This window comes from Kitasatospora sp. NBC_00458 (assembly GCF_036013975.1).
In the GTDB taxonomy this organism is placed as follows: domain Bacteria; phylum Actinomycetota; class Actinomycetes; order Streptomycetales; family Streptomycetaceae; genus Kitasatospora.
Map to the genome: position 1 here is coordinate 3,403,126 of NZ_CP107904.1, position 23,328 is coordinate 3,426,453.

Sequence of the window (23,328 nt, forward strand, 5' to 3'; positions counted from 1 at the left end):
GCGAGCGGCCCCGCGCGGCCCCACCCACCATCGGGGGTAAGTTGGGCGTGGTACGACCGCCCGTCCAGCACCAGGAGAAATCCCGTGAGTGAGCGTCTCCAGCCCGGCGACACCGCGCCCGCCTTCACCCTGCCCGACGCCGACGGCGACGAGGTGTCCCTCGCCGGCCACCTCGGCCGCAAGGTGATCGTCTACTTCTACCCGGCCGCGCTCACCCCCGGCTGCACCAAGCAGGCCTGCGACTTCACCGACAACCTGGAGGTCTTCGCCGGCGCCGGGTACGACGTCATCGGGATCTCGCCGGACAAGCCGGAGAAGCTCGGCAAGTTCCGCGAGGCCGAGGACCTCAAGGTCACCCTGCTCTCCGACCCGGAGAAGAAGGTGCTGGAGGCCTACGGCGCGTTCGGCGAGAAGAAGCTGTACGGCAAGACCGTGACCGGCGTGATCCGCTCCACCGTGATCGTGGACGAGCAGGGCAAGGTCGAGCACGCGCTGTACAACGTCAAGGCGACCGGCCACGTGGCCAAGCTGCTGCGCGACCTCAAGGTCGAGGCGGCCTGAGCCCGGCCGCGGGCTGCACCGGGGCGCGGCGGGGGCGCCGCTTCGTCACCGCCGCGTCCCGGTGCTGTCCGCACTCCGCGAGAACCCTGTCGGGCGGTCCGCGGCGGGCCCTAGCCTGCTGAGCACCCGGGCCGGCAGCCCGGTCCCCGCCTCGCCCCAGGAGTGAACCGCCGTGCAGAGCGCCAGACCCGGTTCCGCCACCACCCGCCTCGCCGTCGTCGCCGCGGTCGCCGCCCTCGCGCTGACCGCGTGCGGGCCCGAGAACGACGACGGTGCCGTGCCGCCGCCGCTCACCGCGCCCGCCACCGGCGCCGCCACCACCCCCGCCGCCGCTCCCGCGACCGGCACCCCGACCGGCACCGCGACCGCGACCGCGACCGCGAAACCGTCCGGCGCGGCCGGCAAGCGCCAGGTCGTCGAGGCGCGGACGGCCGGCGGGCTCGCCAAGACCGTCGGCCGGGACGCCGTCTCCGACGTCGCCGTCGACCCGGGCGAGATGCGCCCCGACATGCACCTGGTGGTCTCGAACTTCGACCGCCCCGGCCAGACCTCCGGCCGCCGGATCCTGCTGGTGGCCGTCGACAACGTCCCCGAGGACCCGGCCAAGCGCCGCGAGCACCTGTGGCGCGGTCTGATCGACTACGCCCTGGGCAACGGCTCCACCGGTACCCCGACCACCGCCGCCCCGTACCCGTCCGGTCCGCTCGGCGGCTCGCTGGAGTGCCTTCAGCTGCCGGAGGCGCCCACCACCGACGTCGTCTGCGGCTGGTCCGACGCCTCCACGGCCGGTGTGGCGCTGTTCCCGCACACCACCCCGGCCGAGGCCGCCGGGCTGTTCGCGAAGATGCGCGGCGACGTCGAGAAGTAGCGCCCGCGCCCGGTGCCCCCGGACACGGAGCAGCGGTGGCGGCGCACCCCCCGACCGGGTGCACCGCCACCGCCGTCTCTCACCTCAGGAGACCGCTGTCATCAGCAGGCCCCGAGGTCGCTCCAGACACCCCACGCACCGCTGGCGGCGGGGTCGTCGCCCTTGGTCCACCACTTGTTCTGGTAGTAGTGGCCCTTCCACGACACCTTGGTCGGCGTCGCGTAGGTGGTGGCCGCGTCCCAGCTCGGCGCAGCGGCGCAGGTGCCGGTGGTCGGGGTCGCGGTCGGGGTCACCGTCGGGGTCACGGTGGGCGTGACGGTCGGCGTCACCGTGGGGGTCACGGTCGGCGTCACGGTCGGGGTGACCGTCGGCGTCACGGTGGGCGTCGGGGTCGGGGTCGGGGTGCCGCCGTCCACCGCGCCGCGGGTCAGGTCGCCCTTGAGCCCGTACAGCGTGCCGCCCACGTTGACCGTCCAGTTGGACGGGGTGGAGACCGGCAGGTAGTAGGTGAAGTCCATGTCGATCGACGCGCCCGGCGCCAGCGACTGCCAGCCCGGCAGCTTGACCGACACGCGGTTGTAGGTGCCCTTGAGGCCGCCCACGTTGCCCGGACCGGTGTGGTCCTGCTTGATGACCGTCAGGCCGAAGCCGGACTGGTCCTTGGCGTTGCCCGGGGCCGAGTTGCTGTAGTCGAACTGGAACTCGGTGCCGCCCGGCAGGGTCTGCGTCGAGTTGTTGACGATGTGGATCTTCGGGTTGATCGGGTAGTTCGAGTCGCCCAGCGCGAAGTTGGTGAACGACACGTCGATCGGCAGGGTCTGCTGCGGCAGCGCCGTCGTCGAGCGGATCGCGCCGTACGCCGAGGCCGCCTTGAACTTGTCGTACATCAGCGAGGTGAGCGTGTTGCCCGGGACGTACTGGCCCTTGCCGCCGTTGGCGGCCGCGTCCCACTTGTAGTCGCCGGCCAGCTCCCAGATCATCGCGCCGCCGGCGCCCTGGTTCACGATGTAGTCGGCCTTGGCACCCACCGACTGCTCGTCCTCGGTGGAGAGGAAGACCTTCTTGGCGTCGTTCCACAGCCACGGCGCCACCAGGGCGGAGCTGTAGTTGCGGGCGTAGGTGCCCTGCAGGGCGGTGTCCTTCACGCCGTACTTGGAGAGGTAGTCGGGCAGGATGCCCTTCTCCAGGTTCTTGGCGTGCCACATCGGGTTCGACCCGGCCGGGGACTCCTTGCCCGCGTCGTCCTTGTCGTTCCAGATGTTGTCGATGCCGACCGCGCCGTCACCGCACGCCGTCAGGCCGGAGCCGACCGGGCAGGTGGTCGCCGAGGCGGTGCCCCAGAGGCCGTTGGTGCCGCCGACCACGTTCTTGAAGCCGCGGGTGTAGTACGGCAGGCCGACGTTGATCCGGCCGCCGGGCATCGCACCGCGGAAGTAGTGGTACGACCAGTCGGTGTTCAGGTAGCCGATGCCGCCGTACTGGCCGGTGCCGTAGACGTTGGCCGCCGCCAGCTCGCCGTCCTTGCCGTCGTCGAACAGCGAGGCGTTCGGGCCGACGTACTTGTTCCAGGCGCCGTGCAGGTCGTACGACATGATGTTGACGTAGTCCAGGTACTGCGCGATCTGGAACGTCTCCATGCCGCGCAGCAGGTAGCCGGACGACGGGGCCGCGACCGAGAGCAGGTAGTGCTTGCCGTCGGTGGCGCCGGCCCGGTCGAGCTTCTCGCGGAGCGTCTTCATCAGGGCGGCGTAGCCCTTGGCCAGCGAGCCGCGCTTGCTGTTGGCGAGCTGCCAGTCCAGCGGGTTGCCCGCGTCCTTCATCGAGGTCGGGTACTCGTAGTCGACGTCGACGCCGTTGAAGCCGTACTTCTTGATGAAGTCGACGGCCGAGGTGGCGAAGGTGTCGATGCCCGCCTGGTTGACGCTGCCGTCCGGGTTGACGGTCATCGAGTAGAAGCCGCCGGAGTTGACGCGCTTGCCGTCGTCGCCGAAGTACCCGCCGGTCTCGGTCCAACCGCCCACCGAGATCATGGTCTTGACGTTCGGGTACTGCTTCTTGTACTTGGTCAGCAGGTTGAAGTGACCCTTGTACGGCAGCGACGGGTCGAGCTCGGCACCGGGCACGCCGGGGAAGGAGATCCCGGTGGCCTCGTTCTTGTCGTTGTCCGTGCCGACCGACAGCTTGTTGTCGGAACCGACGTGGCCGAAGGCGTAGTTGAGGTGGGTGACCTTATCCCAGGGGATGTCGCTCACCAGGTACGGCGGGGTGCCGTCCTTGCCGGTGCGCCAGCCGGTGAAGTAGCCGATGATGCGGCGCTGGTGATCGGCGCCCATCTTCTCTCGGCCGTTGGTGTCGTAGACGTTGCAGTAGGGGACGTCGACGCCGGGGGTGGCGTACAGGCCGTCCGGGCGACAGGCCGCGTTGTCGACGGTGGCGGACGCCTGCGAGGGCGCCGCGCCCAGCGTGGCCACCAGCAGGCCCGCCATCGCGGCTGCCGCCAGCGAGGCCAGGCCGGCGCGGGCCGCCGGGCTCGTGGAACGGTGAGCAGCGGTGGGACGCCGCTCCGCCGTGGATCGCTTCAACACTCGGTCCTCCGGGCAGAGTGTCGGCGCGTGCCTGTGGGGGAGCACGCACAGTGGGGGAAAGCAGATTGGCGCTGAAGCTATGTGGTCTGAACCACATAGGTCAATAGGTCTGTACCAATTGGTAATCAATTCCCCAACATCGCCGGTCGAACGGCCGATTGTCGACGGTCAGCCGACGCACCGTCCGGCCCGCCACCCGGCCCGCCACTCGGCCCGCCGGCCCGCACCGGCCCGCTCACTCCTCCGCATGCCGACGACTATGCCGGGCCACCCGCACCCGCGTCCCGCAGGACGTCGAGCACCACGCCCGACGCGCGTGCTGCTGCAGGAAGAAGAGGATGCAGCCCGGAGCCGGACACGCCTTCACCGAGTCCCGCCGCTCCCCCGTCAGCAGCTCCACCGCCGCCTGCGCCACCCGCGCCAGCAGCACCCGCCCCCGCTCCCCCGCCAGGCTCCGCGGCACCGCCCGCCCCACCGCCCCCGGCGGCAGCTCGGCCCACCCCGGCGCCGCCCGCAGCGCCCCGTTCACCACCGCGACGTCCGCGTCCGCCGCCGGCCCGCCCGCCACCACCGCGGTCAGCACCGCCCGCAGCGCCCGCCGCAGCTCCAGGAACGCCGCCAGCTCCGCCGGCCCCAGCTCCCCGGGCGGCGCACTCGCCGGATCCAGCCCCTCCCCGTGCCGCTCCACCCAGGCCGCCAGGTCGGCGGGCTCCACCAGGACGTCCACCAGGTGGCCGCGCAGGCCGCCCCTGATGAAGGTGGTGTTCACCAGGTCCAGCGCCAGGTGCTCACCGTCGACCGGCATCCCGTCGACCGCACCGCGCTCCGCCACATCCCTGCCCGTACCCATACCTAACGGTAACGCGACTTGCCATCCGCTAGCCAACCCAGCAAACTAACGCTACCAACGCCACCCTGCCGTTAGGACGTCGCCGCCATGCCGCTCCCCAGCCAGGCCCCAGCCCGCCCCGCCGCCACCGCCGTCCTCGCCTCCACCGCCACCGCCGTCACCGCCCTGCTCCTCCTCGTCGCCCTCGGCACCCTCACCCGCCAACCCCTGCTCATCCCGCCCCTCGCCGCCTCCATGGCCCTCATCGCCGGCGCCCCCGACCTCCCCCTCGCCCAACCCCGCAGCGTCATCGGCGGCCAACTCCTCTCCGCCCTCACCGGCTACGCCGTCCTCGCCGCCACCACCCCCGCCTACTGGTCCGCCGCCGTCGCCGGCGGCCTCGCCCTCGGCGTCATGGCCCTCGCCCGCACCCCGCACTCCCCCGCCGCCGCGACCGCCGTCATCGTCACCCTCACCTCCCCCGACCCCCGCCACTTCCTCCCCCTCCTCGCCCTCGCCGCCACCCTCCTCACCCTCACCGGCCTCGCCGCCGCCCGCCTCCGCAACCGCCGCTACCCGACGTACTGGTGGTGAGGCCGTAACCCGACCGGGCCACCGGTCGTTCGCACACCGGGGGGACGGGCGCACACCAGCCCGAAGGGGGACGACCATGCCGGTCACCAGGTACACCCGCGAACTCCTCACGGCCGCCGCGGCGGAGTCGACATCGCTGGACGAGGTGCTCCGCGCACTCGGCCGGGAGCCGAACAAGGACCGCCGGAAGTACCTGCGCCGCAAGCTCACCGAGTTCGGCGTCGACACCACGCACTTCCGGCCCACCGGCAGCGTCTACACCCGCGAACTGCTCCAGGAGGCCGTGGCCGTCTCGCAGAGCGTCGCCGGCGTGGTGCGCCACCTCCACCTGCGCCAGGCCGGCGGCACCCAGGCCCACATCGGACGCCGCATCAAGGCGCTCGGCATCGACACCTCGCACTTCACCGGGCAGGCCCACAGCCGGGGCAAACGGCTCCCCGGCAGAATCCCTCCCGAGCGGCTGCTCGTCCAGCGCCCGGAGGACGCCAAGCGGCTGCCTGGTTCGCGGATCCGCCGTGCCCTGGAAGAACTCGGGCGGCCGGAGTCGTGCGAGGGCTGCGGCATCGGGCCGCGTTGGCAGGGACGTCCGCTGACCCTCGAAGTCGACCACGTCAACGGCGACTGGGCGGACAACCGCCCGGACAACCTCCGGCTGCTCTGCCCGAACTGCCACGCCGTCACCGACACATACTGCGGCCGCAACAAGCGCGGGCGGGCGAGGCCCGCGCCTGGCGACGCCACCGGGTGAAATGACGGTGTCCACGCTCCGGGCGAACCCCTAGACTGGGGCCATGCGGCCTTGGCGTAACCGGCAGCCGCGCGGGTTTTAGGTGCCCGTGGGAGAAATCCCGTGAGGGTTCGAGTCCCTCAGGCCGCACTAGCCTCAGAAACGAAGGCCCGCTCCGGAGTCACCTCCGGAGCGGGCCTTCGCCGTCAGCCCAGCCCGCCGTCAGCCCAGCAGCTCCCGGACGACCGGGGCGAGGGCGCGGAAGGCCTGGCCGCGGTGGCTGATGGCGTTCTTCTCCGCCGGCGTCAGCTCGGCGCAGGTGCGGGTCTCGCCGAGGGGCTGGAGGAGCGGGTCGTAGCCGAAGCCGCCGTCACCGGCGGGGGCGGTGCGGAGGGTGCCGAGGAGCCGGCCCTCGACGACGCGCTCGGTGCCGTCGGGGAGGGCGAGGGCGGCGGCGCAGAAGAAGTGGGCGCCGCGGTGGGTGTCGTCGATGTCGGAGAGCTGGGCGAGCAGCAGGTCGAGGTTGGCGCGGTCGTCGCCGTGCTTGCCCGCCCAGCGGGCGGAGAAGATGCCGGGGGCGCCGTTGAGGACGTCGACGCAGAGGCCGGAGTCGTCGGCGACGGCGGGCAGGCCGGTGGCGCGCGCCAGCGTGTGGGCCTTGAGGAGGGCGTTCTCGGCGAAGGTCACGCCGGTCTCGCGGACGTCGGGGATCTCCGGGTAGGCGTCGGCGCCGACCAGTTCGACGTCCAGGCCGGCGCTGCCGAGGATGTCGCGGAGCTCCACGACCTTGTTCTGGTTACGGGTGGCGAGGATGAGTCGAGTGGTCATGAAACCACCCTAACCGGGCGCCCCGTCCCGGCCGGACGCCACCGCTGCCACCGCCGTTGCCGGCTTGAGCGGTCGTCAGCCGGTGCAGACCTTGGTGAGGTTCGAGGCGGCGTCGCCGAGCGGCTTGAGGTCGGGCACCTGCTTGTTGTTGACGGCCTGCTGGACCTTGTCGACCTGGGTGGAGAGGTCGGTGATGGCCTGGGCGACGTCGGTGTCCTTGGAGTTCTTGCCGAGCTGGTCGAGGTCGTTCTTGAGCTTCTGCAGCGCCTGCCCGGCGGCGGCCGCGTCGTTGCTGGCGTTGCTGTACGCGTTGCTGACGTCGCTGATGTCACCGGTGATCTTGACCGCGGTGTTGCCGCAGTCGAGCGCCTTCTGCGCGGCCGAGCAACTCACGGCGCTGAGCGGGAGGATGGCGATCAGGCCGGCCACGGCGAGCATGGTCGGGCGGGCGATGCTCTGGGGCATCCGGTCCTCCTCGGTGCGCGGGTTTCCGGAAGGGAAGGACGCGCGCCGAGGGGTGCACGGTTCCCGCAACCGGGTGCTGCGGGAACCGTACGGGCTCCGGCCCCGGCCTGTACAGCGACCGGGGCCGGAGCCCGGGGGTTTTCGGAAACCGAAGCGGAACCGAGACCTCAGCCGTCGAGGGAGCCGAGGGCCTTGCGCTGGATCTCGTCGAGCTCGGCGCAGCCGAGGGTGCCGAGGTCGAGGAGCCCGTCGAGCAGTGCGCGGTCGAACGGGGCGCCTTCGGCGGTGCCCTGGACCTCGACGAAGCGGCCGTCGGCGGTGCAGACGATGTTCATGTCGGTCTCGGCGCGGACGTCCTCCTCGTAGCGGAGGTCGAGCATCGGGACGCCGTCGATGATGCCGACGCTGACGGCGCTGACGCCGCCGGTGATCGGCTGGCCCTTGGCGCGGAGGATCTTCTTGTCACGGGCCCAGGCGACGGCGTCGACGAGGGCGACGTAGGCGCCGGTGATCGCGGCGGTGCGGGTGCCGCCGTCGGCCTGGAGGACGTCGCAGTCGAGGACGATGGTGTTCTCGGCGAGGGCGCGGTGGTCGACGACGGCGCGCAGCGAGCGGCCGATGAGCCGGCTGATCTCGTGGGTGCGTCCGCCGAGGCGGCCCTTGACGGACTCGCGGTCGCCGCGGGTGTTGGTGGCGCGCGGGAGCATAGAGTACTCGGCGGTGACCCAGCCTTCGCCGCTGCCCTTGCGCCAGCGCGGGACGCCTTCGGTGACGCTGGCGGTGCACAGCACCTTGGTGTCGCCGTAGGAGATGAGGACGGAGCCTTCGGCGTGCTTGCTCCAGCCCCGTTCGATGGTGACGGGGCGGAGCTGGTCGGGGGTGCGGCCGTCGATGCGTGACATAGGCACCGAGCGTAGCCGGTTTCGGTGGGTGCTCCGGGTACGCCCCGTGGAGTCCGGGTCGTGCCCGGAGGGCCCGCCGCGGGGTTCCGGGCACGGGGTTCCGAGCACGGGTCAGCGGGTCGCAGGACGGCGGGTCACCGGACAGGCGGGTCACAGGACAGGCAGGTCACGGGACGAGCGGGCCCCGGGGCGGGGCAGGGCGTGCGCCGCGGGCGGCCCCGGGCGCGCCTCGGCCCGCCGGCCACGGGGGCGGGCGGGCCGAGGGGCGGTGAGCCGGTTGGGCTCAGCTCACATCATGTCCTCGATGTCGGCGGCGATCGGGTCGGCGTCGGTGCCGATGACGACCTGGATCGCGGTGCCCATCTTGACGACGCCGTGGGCGCCGGCGGCCTTCAGCGCGGCCTCGTCGACGAGGGAGGCGTCCTTGACCTCGGTGCGCAGGCGGGTGATGCAGCCCTCGACCTCTTCGATGTTGTCGATGCCGCCGAGACCGGCGACGATCTTCTCAGCCTTGCTGGCCATTGCTTTCTCCCTCTGTCTCGGCCCGCCGGCTGCTCTGCCGGGTGCCGTCCTGCGCTGTGCTGCCGACCCCGGCCGGAGGGACGGGGTGGTGGGTCGCGGCCGGTGCTGACGCGGGGTCAGCCGACGGTCGTGCCGCCATGCTGCCCGGCAGCGCGACCAGCATGACCCGATCCGGACCGATTTGCCACGTTAGTCCACTTTTGGCCCATCCCGGCGCGCATGCCCCGGAACGCCGTCCGAGGATGACGATCAGCGGGGCTCGTGCTCCCGGTGCTCGCGGCCTGCGTCCCAAAGTGGTCTACACCAATATATGTGTACTCCGGTGAACGCAGGAAGGGCCCCGGGTGTTCCTGGCCTCCGCCCGAAGGTCCCCCCGGGGGCCTGCGGCCGGCAACTGCTCCCGGAGGGCGAAGGATGAGTTCGGCAGGCGCCACAGCCCCGCAGTCCACGTGGTGGCACACCTTCTACGGCGGCCTCCAGAAGATGGGCCGCTCGCTCCAGCTCCCGGTCGCGGTGCTCCCGGCCGCCGGCATCCTCAACCGGCTCGGCCAGCCCGACGTCTTCGGCAAGGACGGCCTCGGCTGGGACGACGTCGCCAAGGTCTTCGCGGCGGCGGGCGGCGCACTGCTGGACTCCTCGCTCGGTCTGCCGATGCTGTTCTGCATCGGTGTCGCGATCGGCATGGCGAAGAAGGCGGACGGCTCGACCGCACTGGCGGCCGTGGTCGGCTTCCTCGTCTTCTACCAGGTGCTGCACGCCTTCCCGGAGGACTGCGAGCTCCCGACGGTCCTGGTCGGCAACCAGTGCGTGGACTTCACCTCGGCCAAGGCGGCGGCCGCGACGTACCAGAACCCGGGCGTCCTGGGCGGCATCCTGATCGGCCTGCTGTCGGCCTGGCTCTGGGTGCGCTTCCACCGCACCAGACTGGTCGACTGGCTGGGATTCTTCAACGGGCGCCGCCTGGTCCCGATGATCACCGCCCTGGTGGGCATGGTGGTCGCCGTCCTGGCGGTCTGGGTCTGGCCGCCGATCGGCCGGGCGTTCAACGACTTCAGCCAGACCCTCGCCGACCTGGACGCGTGGGGCGCCGGCATCTTCGGCGTGGCCAACCGCGCCCTGCTGCTGATCGGCATGCACCAGCTGTTGAACACCTTCGTCTGGTTCCAGTTCGGCGACTTCACGAAACCGGACGGCGCCGTCGTCCACGGCGACATCCCGCGCTTCCTGGCGGGCGACCCGACGGCGGGCCAGTTCACCTCCGGATTCTTCCCCATCATGATGTTCGCGCTGCCGGCCGCCGCCCTGGCCATGGCCCACGCGGCCAAGCCGCACCGGCGCAAGGAGATCTACGGCCTGATGCTCTCGGTCGGCCTGACCTCCTTCGTCACCGGGGTCACCGAACCGATCGAGTACTCCTTCGCCTACGTCGCCCCGGCGCTGTACGCGGTGCACGCGCTGCTGACCGGCGCCTCGATGGCGGTCACCTGGGCACTCGGGGTGCACGACGGGTTCAGCTTCTCGGCCGGCCTGATCGACTACGTGATCAACTGGGGCCTCGCCACCAAGCCGTGGATGATCATCCCGATCGGCCTCTGCTTCGCCGTCGTGTACTACGCGCTCTTCAGATTCATCATCGTGAAATTCAACATGAAAACACCCGGGCGCGAGGACGAGGACGAGGTCGAGGACGTGACCAAGGCATAAACCGAGCGTCACCACGCGCCATCCGATAAAGCCCCCGGACCGACGGTCCGGGGCTTTCGGCATATCCCGGCCGGGCCTTTGGCCCCGGTGCGGAACTCCGGGGAATTCGGGCCGGGGAATTCGGCGGCCGGGACCGGGGGCCGCGGCCCCCGGCCGCACGGCGCCGGGGCCGGTCCCGACGGGCACCGGGAGTCCCGCCCGGCCCCGGGCGTGCGCGGCACCGGCGGACGGGCGGGGCCCGGGCCACCCGGGGCCCGGGAGGCGGACGGGCCGGGCCGGGGACGCCGGAGAGGGGGACCGGACAGGGGGACCGGGCCGGGGATCCGGGCGGGGGTCCGGGTGGGGGGAAGATCACCACCCGCCGGGAAGCGCCGCCCGGCAATCCGGTAACGCCGCACCCGTGCGGTTTCGCCTCCCGTTTCACCGCGCGAAGAGATCGCGGCGGCGGACCGGGAGGCAATCCCGGCGGCGATTACCGGCGCCCGGGCGAGGGGGGTGCGCGACACCCGCGAGCCGCCGGACCGCGCCCACGGGCCGGCCGCCCCGCCCGCACTCCCCGCGAACCGCCCCCTTCCCGCCGCCGGCCGGCCCGCCGCACCCGCCCCGGCCCCGCCGTGCCACCGGGGCACGCCGCCGCCGGGCCCCGGGCGGGACCCGGACAGGACCCGGGCAGACCCCGGACGCGGCGCGAACGGAGCTCGGACGGAGCCCGGACGGGCCCCTCGGCCGGGCCTGCCAAGGGGTTCGGCTTTTTGTTGCGCAAATAGCCAAAATCCCAATCACGGCGGGTAATCATGATCGTCGATCCGCAAGTAGGTTTCGATTTCATAGCGCTTCCCACCAGCGGCGCTTTCGGGGCTTCCCCCCCTTCTCCACCCGTGCTACAAAACTGGTCTACACCACGTGTGGTGTAGACCAGTTCGCGGTTCGGCCCCCTGTGCACCTACCCCCCGACCGACCCGCCCTTGCCGTAAGGAACCCACCCCCATGAGTCAGTCAGCGCAGGCACCGGCGCCCGCCGCGGCTCCGGCCACGCCAAGCCCCACCAAGAAGTTCGGCCAGAACCTGCTCCAGGGTCTGCAGAAGATCGGCCGCAGCCTCCAGCTGCCCATCGCCGTTCTCCCGGCCGCCGGTCTGCTGCTGCGCCTCGGCCAGGACGACGTGTTCGGCAAGGACGGCCTCGGCTGGGACAAGGTCGCGGCGGTCTTCGCCACCGCCGGCAACGGTGTCTTCGACAACCTGCCGCTGCTGTTCGCGGTGGGCATCGCCATCGGCTTCGCCAAGAAGGCCGACGGCTCGACCGCCCTCGCGGCCCTGGTCGGCTTCCTGGTGTACAAGAACGTGCTCACCGCGTTCCCGATCACCGAGGGCCACATCGCGGACGGCAAGTGGGTCCCCGCGACGTACCAGAACCCGGGCGTGCTCGGCGGCATCGTGATCGGTCTGCTCAGCGCCGTGCTGTGGCAGAAGTACCACCGCACCAAGCTGGTCGACTGGCTCGGCTTCTTCAACGGCCGCCGCCTCGTCCCGATCATCATGGCCTTCGTCGGCACCGCCGTCGGTGTGATCTTCGCCCTGACCTGGGGCCCGATCGGCGACGCCATCAAGAGCCTGAACGACACCCTGATCGGCGCCGGCGCGGTCGGTGCGGGCGCCTTCGGCCTGGTCAACCGCGGTCTGCTGCCGGTCGGCATGCACCAGTTCGTGAACTCCTTCGCCTGGTTCCAGACCGGCGACTTCACCAAGCCCGACGGCACCGTCGTGCACGGCGACCTGACCCGCTTCTTCGCCGGCGACCCCACGGCCGGACAGTTCATGTCGGGCTTCTACCCGATCATGATGTTCGCGCTGCCCGCCGCCGCCTTCGCCATCGCCCACACCGCCAAGCCGCACCGCCGCAAGGCCGTCACCGGCATGATGCTGTCGCTGGCGCTGACCTCCTTCGTCACCGGTGTCACCGAGCCGATCGAGTTCTCCTTCGTCTTCATCGCCCCGCTGCTGTACGTCATCCACGCGCTCCTCACCGCCGTCTCGATGGCCCTCACCTGGGCGCTCGGCGTGCACGACGGCTTCACCTTCTCCGGCGGCCTGATCGACTACCTGCTCGCCTGGAACAAGGCCACCGACCCGTGGATGATCATCCCGATCGGCCTGGCCTTCGCCGCCCTGTACTACTTCCTCTTCCGCTTCGCGATCATCAAGTTCGACCTCAAGACCCCCGGTCGCGAGGACGACGAGGAGATCGAGGACGTCACCAAGGCCTGACGCCGAGTACCACCTGACGCCGCTCACGGCCCCGCCCCGCCACCCGCTCCCCCGGGTGGCGGGGCGGGGCCGTTCGCGTGCCCCGAACCGGAGCCCCGCCCCCGCGTCTCGCACCGGAAGCCGCCCGGTGAGACGGTGGTTGACGAACCGGGAAGATCGCTGGTCAACTGAAGCGGTGAACGCCCCGCGCATGCTGGTCACCCGCAGCCACATCGACTTCGGTCGCGTGTGGTCCGCGGCGTGTTGCGCCTGACCCGAGCGTTCCCCCCGCCGCCGCCCGGCTGACGTCCCCGCCGCGCCCCGGCCGCACCGACTCCCGTCCCGCCCGTGACCCGGGCCCCCGCCGTCCACCCGGCCGCACCGCACGCGAACCCGCGCGCGGCGTGCCCGCACGGCACACCCCGCGTCCGTTCGCACCGCGTCCGCGCTCCTCGCGGCCCGGCGCACCGCCTCCGCACGCACCGCTTCCGCACGAGGAAAGTCAAGGCCACACATGCCCCGCCAGCTGCATCTTTCCGCCGCCGTCGACAGCCCAGGCCACGTCGACGCCGGACACTTCACCGCCCTCGCCCGGCTCGCCGAGCGGGCCACCCTCGACTTCGTGACCCTCGACGACTCCTACGCGCCCGAGCCGCGCCGGCTCGACGCGCTCGCCACCTTCTCCCGGCTCGCCCCGGTCACCCGCGGACTCGGCCTGGTGCCGACCGTCACCACCACCCACACCGAGCCGTTCCACACCTCGATATCCGTCAACACCCTGGACTGGGTGAGCGGGGGCAGGGCCGGCTGGCTGGTCGGCGTCTCCGACACCGAGGCCGAGGCGAAGGCGTTCGGCCGCAAGGGCACCGCGCCGGCCGACGAGCTCTGGGCCGAGGCCGCCGACGCCGCCGAGGTCGCCGCCCGGCTCTGGGACAGCTGGGAGGACGACGCCGAGATCCGCGACACCGCCACCGGCCGGTTCATCGACCGCGACAAGCTGCACTACATCGACTTCGAGGGGACGCACTTCTCGGTCCGCGGCCCCTCGATCACCCCGCGCCCGCCGCAGGGCCGACCGGTGGTCGTCGTCGCGGTCGCCGCCGCCGACCTCGCCCCGGACGCCGCGGCCGGCGGACGCGCCCGCGTCACCACCGCGGCCCGGTACGCGGACGTCGTGCTGCTGGACGCCCCCGACCGGGCCACCCGGCTGACCGCCGCCACCGAACTGCGGCTGCGCGCCGGTGAGTCGCTGCGGATCCTGGCCCGGATCCCGGTGGCGCTCGCCGACGAGGCCGCGACCGCCGCCCTGATCGGCGAACTCGCCGAGGGCGGCGGCGGGGTCGACGGGTTCCACCTGGTGCCCGCCGACCCGGCCCGCGACCTGGCCGCGGTCGCCGACCGCGTCGTCCCGGCCCTGCGCGACCTCGGCCTGTTCCGCACCTCCTACGGCGGACCCACACTGCGCGACCACCTCGGCCTGGCCCGCCCGGCCAGCCGGTACGCCCTCGCCGCCACCCTCAGCAGCACCCCCGCCGCCCAGGTCCCCGCCCAGGCCCCCGTTCAGATCCCCGCCGCCGGCAACGACGCCGCCGCCCCCGCCGCCGCTCCCGCCGAGGTGACCCGATGACGGACCGCCCGCTCAAGCAGATCCACCTCGCCGCGCACTTCCCCGGCGTCAACAACACCACCGTCTGGACCGACCCGGCGTCCGGCAGCCAGATCGACTTCGCCTCCTTCCGCCACCTCGCGGAGACCGCCGAGCGCGGGCGCTTCGACTTCTTCTTCCTCGCCGAGGGCCTGCGGCTGCGCGAGGTGAAGGGCCGCATCCACGACCTGGACGTGGTCGGCCGCCCCGAGTCGATCACCGTGCTCAACGCGCTCGCCGCCGTCACCACCCGCCTCGGGCTGGCCGCGACCGTCAACGCCACCTTCAACGAGCCCTACGAGCTGGCCCGCCGGTTCGCCTCGCTGGACCACCTGTCCGACGGCCGGGCCGCCTGGAACGTGGTGACCTCCTCGGACGCCTTCACCGGCGAGAACTTCCGCCGCGGCGGGTACCTCGACCGGGCCGACCGGTACACCCGGGCCGCCGAGTTCGTGCAGCTGGTCCGGGAGTTCTGGGACGCGGCGGACGGCGGAACGGTCCGCCACCGGGGCCCGCAGTTCGACGTCGAGGGAACCCTCTCGCTGCCCCGCCCGCCGCAGGGCCACCCGGTCGTCATCCAGGCCGGCGACTCCGACGAGGGCCGCGAGTTCGCCGCCGCCACCGCCGACGTCATCTTCAGCCGGCACCACACGCTCACCGCCGGCCAGGCCTTCCACGCCGACGTCAAGCGCCGACTGGCCGCGTACGGGCGCAAGCCGGACGAACTCAAGATCATGCCCGGGGTCACCTACGTGCTGGGCGACACCCAGGAGGAGGCCGTCGAGCGGGCCGCCGAGATCCGGCGCGCCCAGGTCAGCCCGGCGACCACGATCGGCTACCTGGAGCAGGTCTGGGGCGTCGACCTCTCCGGCCACGACCCGGACGGCCCGCTGCCCACCGTCGACCCGGTCCCGGACTCCGGCATCGTCAAGGGCCGGACCACGCTCGGCGACCCGCTGGAGATCGCCGCCAAGTGGCGCGCGGTGGCCGAGGAGAAGAAGCTCACCAGCCGTGAACTGGTGATCGAGGTGACCGGCCGGCAGTCCTTCATCGGCACCCCGGAGGCGGTCGCCGACCGGATCGACACCTATGTGCAGAGCGACGCGGCGGACGGCTTCATCCTCGTCCCGCACCTCACCCCGGGCGGGCTGGACGACTTCGTCGACCGGGTGGTGCCGCTGCTCCAGGAGCGCGGGGTGTTCCGCACCGAGTACACCGGGACGACGCTGCGCGACCACCTCGGCCTGCCGGTCCCCGGCCGCCCCTGAGGGTCCGGCCGCACCCGTCGCACCGGGAGCGGCCGGACGCCCCGGGGCCGTCGCGCGCCCCGGGGCCGTCGGACGCACCGGAGCCGTCGGACGCGGCCGTCAGACGCGGCCGAGGCGGGCCGCGTACACGCCGGCCTGGAAGCGGCTCTCCGCGCCCAGGCCGGCAGTGAGCTCCGCGACCAGCCGGCGCACCGTCCGCTCGGACACCTCCAGCTTCCGGGCGATCGCCGCATCGGTCAGCCCGGCCGTCAGCAGCCGCAGCACCTCGACATGACGATCCGTCATGTCATCGGCCCCCGGCAGGAGTTCGGGCGGCGTCCAGGCCGCCGACCAGAAGTACTCGAACAGTTCGGCGACCAGGGCGACCAGGGCCGGCTCGTGCACCACCACCGCCGCCCCGGCGGCGGGGGCGTCCCCGTCCGGACCGGCCCCCGGGGCGGGCAGGATCGCGAGCCGGGCGTCGACCACGATCAGCCAGAGCGGCAGCGAGTGGGCGACCCGGATCCGCGCCCCGGCCGCGGTCAGCTCCCGGGCGTGCGCGAGCACGGCCGGGCGGCGCAGCGCCGCGGCCGGGTAGATGGTCCGCAGCTCGGCCCCGCGGGCGAGGGCGAGCCGTTCGCGGGCGAGCTTGCCGGCGAGGGCGGCTTCGGAGAGGTCCTGTCCGGGCCGCAGGGAGAGCGCCTCGGTGCGGGCGCCGCGCGCGGCGTCCTCCAGCAGGGCGGCGATCCGGTCGGCGCCGCGGACGACTTCGAGCGCGGTGCCGGCCCGGTGCCGGTGCTGGACCGGCAGGTAGCGGGTGTGCAGGTGGTCCACCGAGTCACGGGCCCGGCGCAGCGCGCCGACCAGGGCGGTGACCTGTTCGTCGGCGTCGATGAGCAGTTGCCGGACGGCGGTGTCGACGGAGACGGCGGCGTGGGCGGGGGGACGTCCGGCCGCGGTGGGCTGGAGCAGTCCGAGGGCGAGCAGTTCGGCGGTGGCGGCGGCGAGCCGTGCCGCGTCCCAGTCGAGGCCGGTTCCGGCGGGCGGGCGGCCGGGCTCGGCGAGCAGGCGGGCGTAGAGCTGGGTGGCGTCGCCGCCGGTGGGGCTCTCCATCGGCGCAGCCTAGTGAAGGGCGCCGGGGGCCGGGCGGGGGTTTCCGAGGGGCGAGACACCGCGCTTCCGGTCCCGGTCATGGCCGGTTCCGGCAGGGCCGGAGCGGCTGACCGGCGGCGGACGGGTGGTCAGGATGAGTGGCATGACAGCTCTTCCCGAAGCATCGACGATCTGGATGGACGGCGCGCTGGTGCCCTGGCAGCAGGCCGGTACGCACGTCCTGACGCACGGCCTGCACTACGGCACGGGGGTACTGGAGGGCACCCGGGCGTTCGCCACGGCGGACGGTCCGGCGGTCTTCCGGCTGTCCGAGCACCTGCGCCGACTGGACCGCAGCGCCCGCATGCTGCGGATGGAACTGCCCTTCGGCGTGGAGGACTTGGCCGCGGCGACGGTGGACCTGGTGCGAGCCAACGGTCACCGTTCCTGCTACCTGCGGCACTTCGCCTTCCTGGGGTACGGCTCGATGGGCCTGGACATGCGGTTCTCGCCGACCACCACGGTGATCGCGAGCTGGGAGTGGCACGGGCAGCTCCCGGACGGCGCGGCGGGGATCAGGCTGAAGACGAGCAGCTGGCGGCGGACCGATCCGAACGCGGTGCCGCCGGCGGCGAAGGCGACCGGTCCGTACCTGAACTCGGTGCTGGCCCGCCGGGAGGCCACCGACGCGGGGTACGACGAGGCGCTGCTGCTGGGGCCGGACGGCACGGTGGGCGAGTGCACCGGGGAGAACGTGTTCGCGGTGCGGGGCGGGGTGCTGCGCACGCCGCCGGCGAGTGCGGGCGCGCTGGAGGGGATCACCCGGGACACCGTGCTGACGCTGGCCCGGGACCTGGGGGTGGAGGTGCGGGTGGAGTCGCTGCTGCGGTCGGACCTCTACGCGGCGGACGAGGTGTTCCTGTGCGGTACGGCGGCCGGGGTGGTGGCGGTGGGTTCGCTGGACGACCGGGAGCTGCCGTCCGCCCCGGGTCCGTTGACGGTGCGGTTGCGGGCGGCGTACGAGGCGGCGGTCTCGGGCGCCGATCCGCGGTACCGGCACTGGCTGACGCCGGTGGGCGGGTGAGCCGGGCGGGGGCACCGAGGGTGGGGCGCGCGTGGCGCCCCGGGCGCGGGGTGAGCGGGCGCGGGTGAGGCGCGCGGCGCGCCCCGGGCGCCCTCAGATCTCGTAGACCGCTCCGGCCCGGGCGATCTCGACGGGGCCGGCGAACGCGGCGGAGGCGTCCCGCAGGTTGTGTCCGGCGTCGGTCCACGGCGGGATGTGGGTGAGGACGAGCCGGCGGGCGCGGGCCTCGGTCGCGTGCTCGCCGGCCTCGCGGCCGTTGAGGTGGACGGCCCGGTAGGTGTCGCGGCCGTCGATGTAGGCGGCCTCGCAGAGGAAGAGGTCGGTGTCGCGGGCGAGTTCGACGAGTTCGGGGCTCTCGCCGGTGTCCCCGGAGTAGACGAGGCTGCGGCCGTCGTGCTCCAGCCGGAAGGCGAAGGCGTCGACGGGGTGGTTGACCTGGGCGACCTCGATCCGGAAGGGGCCGAGGTCGAAGCGGCCCGGGGTGAGGGTGCGGAACTCGAACACCTCCTTCATGCCCGGGTTCTCCGGCATGTCGTAGGCGCGGGCCATCCGTTCGGCGGTGCCGGCCGGACCGTAGACGGGCATCGGGTCGGGACAGCCCTCGGCGCGGTAGTTGCGGGCGACCCAGTAGGCGCAGAGGTCGACGCAGTGGTCGGCGTGCAGGTGGCTGAGCAGGACGGCGTCGACCTCGTAGATCGACACGTACTTCTGCAGGGCGCCGAGCGCGCCGTTGCCGAGGTCGAGCACGACCCGGTAGCCGTCGGCCTCCACGAGGTAGCTGGAGCACGGCGAGTCGGCGGACGGGAAGCTCCCCGAGCACCCCACCACGGTCAGTTTCATCCGAGCCCCTCCGCCCCGACACGTCCTGGCTGCCGCTGGTCATGACAGAGCGGGCCGGGTGAACCGGCCGGTAGCGCTGCCCTTCGCGTGTGTCGAGGGTAAGGGCGGAGGGGCACTTTGCCCCCGTCTCCGTGCCGTGCTGTGGCTGGAATCACCAGAACGCCGGGAGGCCGGGGCGGTGCCCCGGCCGGGCGGGCGCCGGGGCGTCCGCCCGGGCGCCGGGCGGTGCGGTGGTGGGGGCGCCGGCCGGGCGGTGGTTCAGCGGTGCCCGGGGCGCCGGCGGGCCCAGGCCCGGATGGTGTCGGGGTACCAGCGGGGGTGGCCACTGCCGTCGATGACGTCCGGTTCGGGGAGCAGGCCGTGCCGCCGGTAGTTGCGGACGGTCTCGGACTGGACGTTGATGTGGCGGGCGATCTCGGCGTACGACCACAGGTCGGTGCTTCGGCTCACGGGTCACCTCCGGCTGTGCGTGGGGGGACGTGCGTGATCAGCCTTTCCGGGCCCGGCGGCACCTTCTCCGCGGAACGGACACCGTGGTCGTACCGTGACAGACCGGGAGCACGGTACGGACAAATCGCCGATCGTCACGGGCACGAACGACCGGGCGGGCGGCGAACGGGAGGACGACCGGGCGAGCGGCCCCCGCCCGGGGCGCCGACCACGACCCCGGCCGGCTCAGGCCCCGGACCACTCAGGCCTCAGGCCTCGGACCTCAGGCCTCAGGCCCAGAGCTGGCCCTGCAGTGCCTCGACCGCCGCCTCGGTGGACTCGGCGGTGTAGATGCCGGTGGAGAGGTACTTCCAACCGCCGTCGGCGACCACGAAGACGACGTCGGCGCGCTCGCCGGCCTGCGCGGCCTTGCGGCCGACACCGATCGCCGCGTGCAGGATCGCGCCGGTGGAGACGCCCGCGAAGATGCCCTCCTGCTGGAGGAGTTCGCGGGTGCGCAGCACGGCGTCGGCGGAGCCGACCGAGAAGCGGGTGGTGAGCACCTCGGCGTCGTACAGCTCGGGGACGAAGCCCTCGTCGAGGTTGCGTAGGCCGTAGACGAGGTCGTCGTAGCGCGGTTCGGCGGCGACGATCCGCACCCCGGGGACCTTCTCGCGCAGGAACCGGCCGACGCCCATCAGGGTGCCGGTGGTGCCGAGACCGGCCACGAAGTGGGTGACGGTGGGCAGGTCGGCGAGGATCTCGGGGCCGGTGGTGGCGTAGTGGGCGCCGGCGTTGTCGGGGTTGCCGTACTGGTAGAGCATGACCCAGTCGGGGTGCTCGGCGGCGATCTCCTTGGCGATGCGCACCGCGGTGTTGGAGCCGCCGGCGGCCGGTGAGGGGATGATCTCGGCGCCCCACATGCGGAGCAGTTCGCGCCGCTCCTCGCTGGTGTTCTCGGGCATGACGCAGACCATGCGGTAGCCCTTGAGCTTGGCGGCCATGGCGAGCGAGATGCCGGTGTTGCCGCTGGTGGGCTCCAGGACGGTGCAGCCGGGGGTGAGCCGGCCGTCGGCCTCGGCGCGCTCGATCATGTGCAGTGCGGGGCGGTCCTTGATGGAGCCGGTGGGGTTGCGGTCCTCCAGCTTGGCCCAGAGGGTGACCAGGCCCTCGGTGTTGCCGGGGATCCCGGCGGAGAGCCGGGGCAGGCGGACCAGCGGGGTGTTGCCGACGGCTTCGAGCGGGCTGTCGTAACGCAAGGGGTGCCTCCGGCAACGGCGGTGGGGTTCGGGTCGGACGCCCGACCCGGCCGCGGCGGACCGCACCGGCGGTCCGCCGGGCCGGGTCGGGCGGGAGGTCAGCGGGCGCCGCCGGCCACGGCGGGCAGGATGGTGACGCTGTCGCCGTCGGAGAGGGCGGTGGAGATGCCCTCCAGGAAGCGGACGTCCTCGTCGTTCAGGTAGACGTTGACGAAGCGGCGCAGCTCGCCGCCGTCCAGCAGGCGGGCGGCGATGCCGGGGTGGCGGGCGTCGAGGTCGTGGAAGAGTTCCCCGAGGTTGCTGCCGGAGCCCTCGACGGCCTTGGCGCCGTCGGTGTAGGTGCGGAGGATGGTCGGGATGCGGACCTCGATGGCCATGGGTGCGCTCCTGTGCGAGTCGTGAGGTGGGTGGGCCGCAGAGGGCGCGGCGGGGCGTGGAGGGCCCGGGGCGTGCAGCCTCCGGCGGGCCTGGGCGGGCGGCTCAGCGCGAGCGCGCCGGCGTGCCGGGACAGATCGCACTGGCGAGCCGGCACAGGTCGACGTGCAGGCGCGCCACGAGGCGGGTGCCCGGGGCCTGGGTGCTCACATCGACGGAACGCATGGGCTCATCGTATAGATTCCCGGGCCCGCTCCTCCATGCCCGTCTCGGGATCCGGATGTTCATGTTCCTCATGCTGAGACCCGCCTGGAACGGCAAGGGCCCGCCGACCACTCGCGGACAGTCGGCGGGCCTCGCCCAGGTGGGTGCGGGTCAGGCCGGGTAGGCCTCGACGACCTGGACGTCTTCCTCTGTGATCTCACCGTCCACGATGCGGAACGAGCGGAACTGGTAGGGGTCCTCCGCGCCGTTGCCGTCGGCGGTGGAGACGAGGACGTAGTGGGCGTTCGGCTCGGAGGCGTAGCTCACGTCGGTGCGCGAGGGGTAGGCCTCGGTGGCGGTGTGCGAGTGGTAGACGATCACGGGCTCCTCGTCCCGCTCGTCCATCTCGCGGTAGAGCTTGAACAGGTCGCCCGAGTCGAACTCGTAGAAGGTCGGCGAGCGGGCCGCGTTGAGCATCGGGATGAACCGCTCGGGCCGGCCGCCGCCCTCCGGACCGGCGACCACGCCGCAGGCCTCGTCCGGATGGTCGGCGCGGGCGTGGGCGACGATCGCGTCCCGCAGTTCTCGGGTGATGGTCAGCATGCGGCCAGGATAGCCAGGCCCCGGCGGGCGGCGGCCGCGGTGTCCACGGCCTGGTCCGCCGGGGTCTCGCGGGCCGGTCAGCGTCCTTCGCCGCCGGTGGTCCCGTCGCCGTTCCCGGTCTTGGCCGCGGCCCCGGCCCCGGCGCCGTTGCGGGCGTGCAGGTGGTCGTGCGCGACGGCGTGGACGGCCTCGGGGCGGCGGCGCTTGAGCACCTGGTAGCCGACGACCAGCACCACGGCCCAGCCCGGGAAGACGTACAGGGAGATCCGGTTGCTCTCGTCCAGGGCGATCAGCACGACCACCAGGGCGAGGAAGGCGAGTGCGGCCCAGCTGCTCCAGGTGCCGCCGGGCGCCTTGAAGCCGGGCGGCGGCAGGTGGCCGCCCTTCCAGGCCTTCCGGTAGCGGATCTGGCAGATCAGGATCATCGCCCAGGTCCAGAGGCCGCAGACGGTGGCGACGGAGGTGATGTACTCGAACGCCTTGGCCGGGACGAGGTAGTTGAGGACCACGCCGGCGCCCATCAGCACGCAGGAGAGGCTGATCGCGGCGGACGGGGTGCGGCTGGCGTTGAGCTTGGTGAGCCGGCCGGGGGCCTGGCCGCGCAGGGCGAGGTCGCGGAGCATCCGGCCGGTGGAGTACATGCCGGAGTTGCAGGAGGAGAGCGCGGCGGTGAGCACCACGAAGTTGATGATGCCGGCGGCGGCGGGGATGCCGATCTTGCCGAAGGCGGCGACGAACGGGCTGACGCCGGGCTGGAACTCGGTCCACGGGACCAGCGAGAGGATGACGACCAGGGCGCCGATGTAGAACAGCGCGATGCGCCAGGGCAGGGTGTTGATCGCGCGCGGCAGGGTCTTCTGCGGGTTCTCGCTCTCGCCGGCGGTGACGCCGACGAGTTCGACGCCGAGGTAGGCGAACATGACGATCTGCAGGGTCATCACGGTGGCGCCGATGCCCTTGGGGAAGAAGCCGCCGTTCTCCCAGAGGTGGGTGATCGACGCGGTGTCACCGGCGTCGCTGAAGCCGAGGGTGAGCACCCCGACGCCGATCAGGATCATGCCGATGATGGCGGTGACCTTGATCATGGAGAACCAGAACTCGATCTCGCCGAAGAGCTTCACCGAGATCAGGTTGGCCCCGTACAGGATGACCAGGAAGGTGAGGGCGCTGAGCCACTGGGGGATGTCGGGTGCCCAGAACTTCACGTAGACGGCGGCCGCGGTGGTTTCCGCCATGCCCGTGACAACCCAGAAGAGCCAGTACGTCCACCCGGTCACGTAGCCCGCGAACGGTCCGACGAACTCCCGCGCGTACTCGGAGAAGCTCCCGGCGACCGGGCGGTAGGTGAGCAGCTCGCCGAGTGCCCGCATGATCGCGAAGATCACCACGCCGGCGACGGCGTAGGACAGGATCAGACTGGGACCGGACTTGGAGATCGCGGTGCCGGCGCCGAGGAAGAGGCCGGTGCCGATCGCGCCGCCGATCGCGATCATCTGGATCTGACGGCTGCCGAGCCCCCGCTCGTAGCCCTCCTCGTCCGGTTTGGCGTCGACGACTTCGTCGTAAACCTGCTCGGCCATGTTGCACCGTCCTGGATGGGTGGTCTCGTGGGGTGGGGAGAAGTCGTACCACGCCGGATCCGGATAGCGGTGTCCATCTGAGCGATATTTGAGCATGTCCCGATAGGGTTTCGCCCGTTCTGTCCGTAAAAGCGGCGACCC

General features: G+C 72.5%; 23 protein-coding genes and 1 tRNA gene. 10 read left to right on the plus strand and 14 right to left on the minus strand.

The window, feature by feature from the left end:
* Positions 1–84 precede the first annotated feature (84 nt).
* Positions 85–561 carry a thioredoxin-dependent thiol peroxidase gene (gene bcp / locus OG550_RS13520; RefSeq protein ID WP_327677272.1) on the plus strand — a complete coding sequence of 159 codons (477 nt, stop codon included), beginning with the start codon at positions 85–87 and terminating at the stop codon, positions 559–561.
* 172 nt (positions 562–733) lie between these two features.
* Complete coding sequence (locus tag OG550_RS13525; protein WP_327677274.1) at positions 734–1,429, plus strand: hypothetical protein; 696 nt, start codon at positions 734–736, stop codon at positions 1,427–1,429.
* Between the two features lie 101 nt (positions 1,430–1,530).
* On the opposite strand, the gene OG550_RS13530 is transcribed toward OG550_RS13525, so the two are convergent.
* Complete coding sequence (locus tag OG550_RS13530) at positions 1,531–3,915, minus strand: chitinase C-terminal domain-containing protein (protein WP_327683866.1); 2,385 nt, start codon at positions 3,913–3,915, stop codon at positions 1,531–1,533.
* A gap of 334 nt (positions 3,916–4,249) precedes the next feature.
* A complete protein-coding gene (locus tag OG550_RS13535; protein WP_327677276.1) occupies positions 4,250–4,864 on the minus strand; it encodes a CGNR zinc finger domain-containing protein in 615 nt (204 codons plus the stop codon).
* A gap of 87 nt (positions 4,865–4,951) precedes the next feature.
* Here OG550_RS13535 and OG550_RS13540 point away from each other — a divergent pair, with 87 nt between their 5' ends.
* The 3 genes from OG550_RS13540 to OG550_RS13550 all read left to right on the plus strand — a co-directional run bounded on the left by OG550_RS13540 (position 4,952) and on the right by OG550_RS13550 (position 6,314).
* Positions 4,952–5,437, plus strand: coding sequence for an HPP family protein (locus OG550_RS13540; RefSeq protein WP_327677278.1), 486 nt, complete (start codon positions 4,952–4,954; stop codon positions 5,435–5,437).
* A 76-nt stretch (positions 5,438–5,513) separates the two neighbouring features.
* Complete coding sequence (locus OG550_RS13545; protein WP_327677280.1) at positions 5,514–6,185, plus strand: HNH endonuclease signature motif containing protein; 672 nt, start codon at positions 5,514–5,516, stop codon at positions 6,183–6,185.
* A gap of 45 nt (positions 6,186–6,230) precedes the next feature.
* Positions 6,231–6,314, plus strand: a tRNA-Leu gene (locus OG550_RS13550).
* A 72-nt stretch (positions 6,315–6,386) separates the two neighbouring features.
* On the opposite strand, the gene rdgB is transcribed toward OG550_RS13550, so the two are convergent.
* The 4 genes from rdgB to OG550_RS13570 all read right to left on the minus strand — a co-directional run bounded on the left by rdgB (position 6,387) and on the right by OG550_RS13570 (position 8,881).
* A complete protein-coding gene (rdgB, locus tag OG550_RS13555; RefSeq protein WP_327677282.1) occupies positions 6,387–6,992 on the minus strand; it encodes an RdgB/HAM1 family non-canonical purine NTP pyrophosphatase in 606 nt (201 codons plus the stop codon).
* A gap of 75 nt (positions 6,993–7,067) precedes the next feature.
* On the minus strand, positions 7,068–7,457 hold the full coding sequence (locus tag OG550_RS13560; protein WP_327677284.1) for a hypothetical protein: 390 nt from the start codon (positions 7,455–7,457) through the stop codon (positions 7,068–7,070).
* Positions 7,458–7,624: 167 nt separating this feature from the next.
* The gene (rph, locus tag OG550_RS13565; RefSeq protein WP_327677286.1) at positions 7,625–8,359 is read right to left on the minus strand and encodes a ribonuclease PH; all 735 of its coding nucleotides are present in this window, start codon (positions 8,357–8,359) and stop codon (positions 7,625–7,627) included.
* Between the two features lie 288 nt (positions 8,360–8,647).
* Positions 8,648–8,881, minus strand: a complete 234-nt coding sequence (locus OG550_RS13570; RefSeq protein WP_030060521.1) for a glucose PTS transporter subunit EIIB — start codon at positions 8,879–8,881, stop codon at positions 8,648–8,650.
* Between the two features lie 414 nt (positions 8,882–9,295).
* On the opposite strand from OG550_RS13570, the gene OG550_RS13575 reads away from it, so the two are divergent.
* The 4 genes from OG550_RS13575 to OG550_RS13590 all read left to right on the plus strand — a co-directional run bounded on the left by OG550_RS13575 (position 9,296) and on the right by OG550_RS13590 (position 15,742).
* Positions 9,296–10,585 carry a PTS transporter subunit EIIC gene (locus tag OG550_RS13575; protein ID WP_327677288.1) on the plus strand — a complete coding sequence of 430 codons (1,290 nt, stop codon included), beginning with the start codon at positions 9,296–9,298 and terminating at the stop codon, positions 10,583–10,585.
* Between the two features lie 987 nt (positions 10,586–11,572).
* On the plus strand, positions 11,573–12,850 hold the full coding sequence (locus OG550_RS13580) for a PTS transporter subunit EIIC (protein WP_327677290.1): 1,278 nt from the start codon (positions 11,573–11,575) through the stop codon (positions 12,848–12,850).
* 493 nt (positions 12,851–13,343) lie between these two features.
* On the plus strand, positions 13,344–14,456 hold the full coding sequence (locus OG550_RS13585) for an LLM class flavin-dependent oxidoreductase (RefSeq protein WP_327677291.1): 1,113 nt from the start codon (positions 13,344–13,346) through the stop codon (positions 14,454–14,456).
* Positions 14,453–15,742, plus strand: a complete 1,290-nt coding sequence (locus OG550_RS13590) for an LLM class flavin-dependent oxidoreductase (RefSeq protein WP_327677293.1) — start codon at positions 14,453–14,455, stop codon at positions 15,740–15,742. Before OG550_RS13585 ends, OG550_RS13590 begins: the two co-directional genes overlap by 4 nt.
* A 99-nt stretch (positions 15,743–15,841) precedes the next feature.
* Here OG550_RS13590 and OG550_RS13595 read toward each other — a convergent pair whose 3' ends face one another.
* A complete protein-coding gene (locus OG550_RS13595; RefSeq protein WP_327677295.1) occupies positions 15,842–16,834 on the minus strand; it encodes a helix-turn-helix transcriptional regulator in 993 nt (330 codons plus the stop codon).
* A 142-nt stretch (positions 16,835–16,976) separates the two neighbouring features.
* Between OG550_RS13595 and OG550_RS13600 the strand changes: the two genes are divergently transcribed.
* The gene (locus OG550_RS13600; RefSeq protein ID WP_327677297.1) at positions 16,977–17,897 is read left to right on the plus strand and encodes a branched-chain amino acid transaminase; all 921 of its coding nucleotides are present in this window, start codon (positions 16,977–16,979) and stop codon (positions 17,895–17,897) included.
* A 93-nt stretch (positions 17,898–17,990) separates the two neighbouring features.
* Here OG550_RS13600 and OG550_RS13605 read toward each other — a convergent pair whose 3' ends face one another.
* The 7 genes from OG550_RS13605 to OG550_RS13635 form a co-directional block, all read right to left on the minus strand.
* Positions 17,991–18,737, minus strand: coding sequence for an MBL fold metallo-hydrolase (locus tag OG550_RS13605; RefSeq protein ID WP_327677299.1), 747 nt, complete (start codon positions 18,735–18,737; stop codon positions 17,991–17,993).
* Positions 18,738–18,995: 258 nt separating this feature from the next.
* Positions 18,996–19,187: a MerR family transcriptional regulator gene (locus tag OG550_RS13610; RefSeq protein WP_327677301.1), complete on the minus strand. Its 192-nt coding sequence runs from the start codon at positions 19,185–19,187 to the stop codon at positions 18,996–18,998.
* A 269-nt stretch (positions 19,188–19,456) separates the two neighbouring features.
* Positions 19,457–20,425, minus strand: a complete 969-nt coding sequence (locus OG550_RS13615) for a PLP-dependent cysteine synthase family protein (RefSeq protein ID WP_327677303.1) — start codon at positions 20,423–20,425, stop codon at positions 19,457–19,459.
* Between the two features lie 98 nt (positions 20,426–20,523).
* Positions 20,524–20,802, minus strand: a complete 279-nt coding sequence (locus OG550_RS13620) for a MoaD/ThiS family protein (RefSeq protein WP_327677305.1) — start codon at positions 20,800–20,802, stop codon at positions 20,524–20,526.
* A 103-nt stretch (positions 20,803–20,905) separates the two neighbouring features.
* A complete protein-coding gene (locus OG550_RS13625) occupies positions 20,906–21,025 on the minus strand; it encodes a putative leader peptide (protein ID WP_327677307.1) in 120 nt (39 codons plus the stop codon).
* Between the two features lie 150 nt (positions 21,026–21,175).
* On the minus strand, positions 21,176–21,607 hold the full coding sequence (locus tag OG550_RS13630) for a M67 family metallopeptidase (RefSeq protein ID WP_327677309.1): 432 nt from the start codon (positions 21,605–21,607) through the stop codon (positions 21,176–21,178).
* 77 nt (positions 21,608–21,684) lie between these two features.
* Entirely contained in the window at positions 21,685–23,187 is a 1,503-nt protein-coding gene (locus tag OG550_RS13635; RefSeq protein WP_327677311.1) for an amino acid permease, read from the minus strand.
* Positions 23,188–23,328: the final 141 nt, after the last annotated feature.

Excerpts from the sequence above, each read along its gene's own strand:
- OG550_RS13530 (WP_327683866.1), bottom strand. The coding sequence starts at position 3,915 with ATGGCGGGCCTGCTGGTGGCCACGCTGGGCGCGGCGCCCTCGCAGGCG.
- OG550_RS13535 (WP_327677276.1), bottom strand. The coding sequence starts at position 4,864 with ATGGGTACGGGCAGGGATGTGGCGGAGCGCGGTGCGGTCGACGGGATG.
- OG550_RS13540 (WP_327677278.1), top strand. The coding sequence starts at position 4,952 with ATGCCGCTCCCCAGCCAGGCCCCAGCCCGCCCCGCCGCCACCGCCGTC.
- OG550_RS13545 (WP_327677280.1), top strand. The coding sequence starts at position 5,514 with ATGCCGGTCACCAGGTACACCCGCGAACTCCTCACGGCCGCCGCGGCG.
- rdgB (WP_327677282.1), bottom strand. The coding sequence starts at position 6,992 with ATGACCACTCGACTCATCCTCGCCACCCGTAACCAGAACAAGGTCGTG.
- OG550_RS13560 (WP_327677284.1), bottom strand. The coding sequence starts at position 7,457 with ATGCCCCAGAGCATCGCCCGCCCGACCATGCTCGCCGTGGCCGGCCTG.
- rph (WP_327677286.1), bottom strand. The coding sequence starts at position 8,359 with ATGTCACGCATCGACGGCCGCACCCCCGACCAGCTCCGCCCCGTCACC.
- OG550_RS13570 (WP_030060521.1), bottom strand. The coding sequence starts at position 8,881 with ATGGCCAGCAAGGCTGAGAAGATCGTCGCCGGTCTCGGCGGCATCGAC.
- OG550_RS13575 (WP_327677288.1), top strand. The coding sequence starts at position 9,296 with ATGAGTTCGGCAGGCGCCACAGCCCCGCAGTCCACGTGGTGGCACACC.
- OG550_RS13580 (WP_327677290.1), top strand. The coding sequence starts at position 11,573 with ATGAGTCAGTCAGCGCAGGCACCGGCGCCCGCCGCGGCTCCGGCCACG.
- OG550_RS13585 (WP_327677291.1), top strand. The coding sequence starts at position 13,344 with ATGCCCCGCCAGCTGCATCTTTCCGCCGCCGTCGACAGCCCAGGCCAC.
- OG550_RS13590 (WP_327677293.1), top strand. The coding sequence starts at position 14,453 with ATGACGGACCGCCCGCTCAAGCAGATCCACCTCGCCGCGCACTTCCCC.
- OG550_RS13595 (WP_327677295.1), bottom strand. The coding sequence starts at position 16,834 with ATGGAGAGCCCCACCGGCGGCGACGCCACCCAGCTCTACGCCCGCCTG.
- OG550_RS13600 (WP_327677297.1), top strand. The coding sequence starts at position 16,977 with ATGACAGCTCTTCCCGAAGCATCGACGATCTGGATGGACGGCGCGCTG.
- OG550_RS13605 (WP_327677299.1), bottom strand. The coding sequence starts at position 18,737 with ATGAAACTGACCGTGGTGGGGTGCTCGGGGAGCTTCCCGTCCGCCGAC.
- OG550_RS13620 (WP_327677305.1), bottom strand. The coding sequence starts at position 20,802 with ATGGCCATCGAGGTCCGCATCCCGACCATCCTCCGCACCTACACCGAC.
- OG550_RS13625 (WP_327677307.1), bottom strand. The coding sequence starts at position 21,025 with ATGCGTTCCGTCGATGTGAGCACCCAGGCCCCGGGCACCCGCCTCGTG.
- OG550_RS13630 (WP_327677309.1), bottom strand. The coding sequence starts at position 21,607 with ATGCTGACCATCACCCGAGAACTGCGGGACGCGATCGTCGCCCACGCC.
- OG550_RS13635 (WP_327677311.1), bottom strand. The coding sequence starts at position 23,187 with ATGGCCGAGCAGGTTTACGACGAAGTCGTCGACGCCAAACCGGACGAG.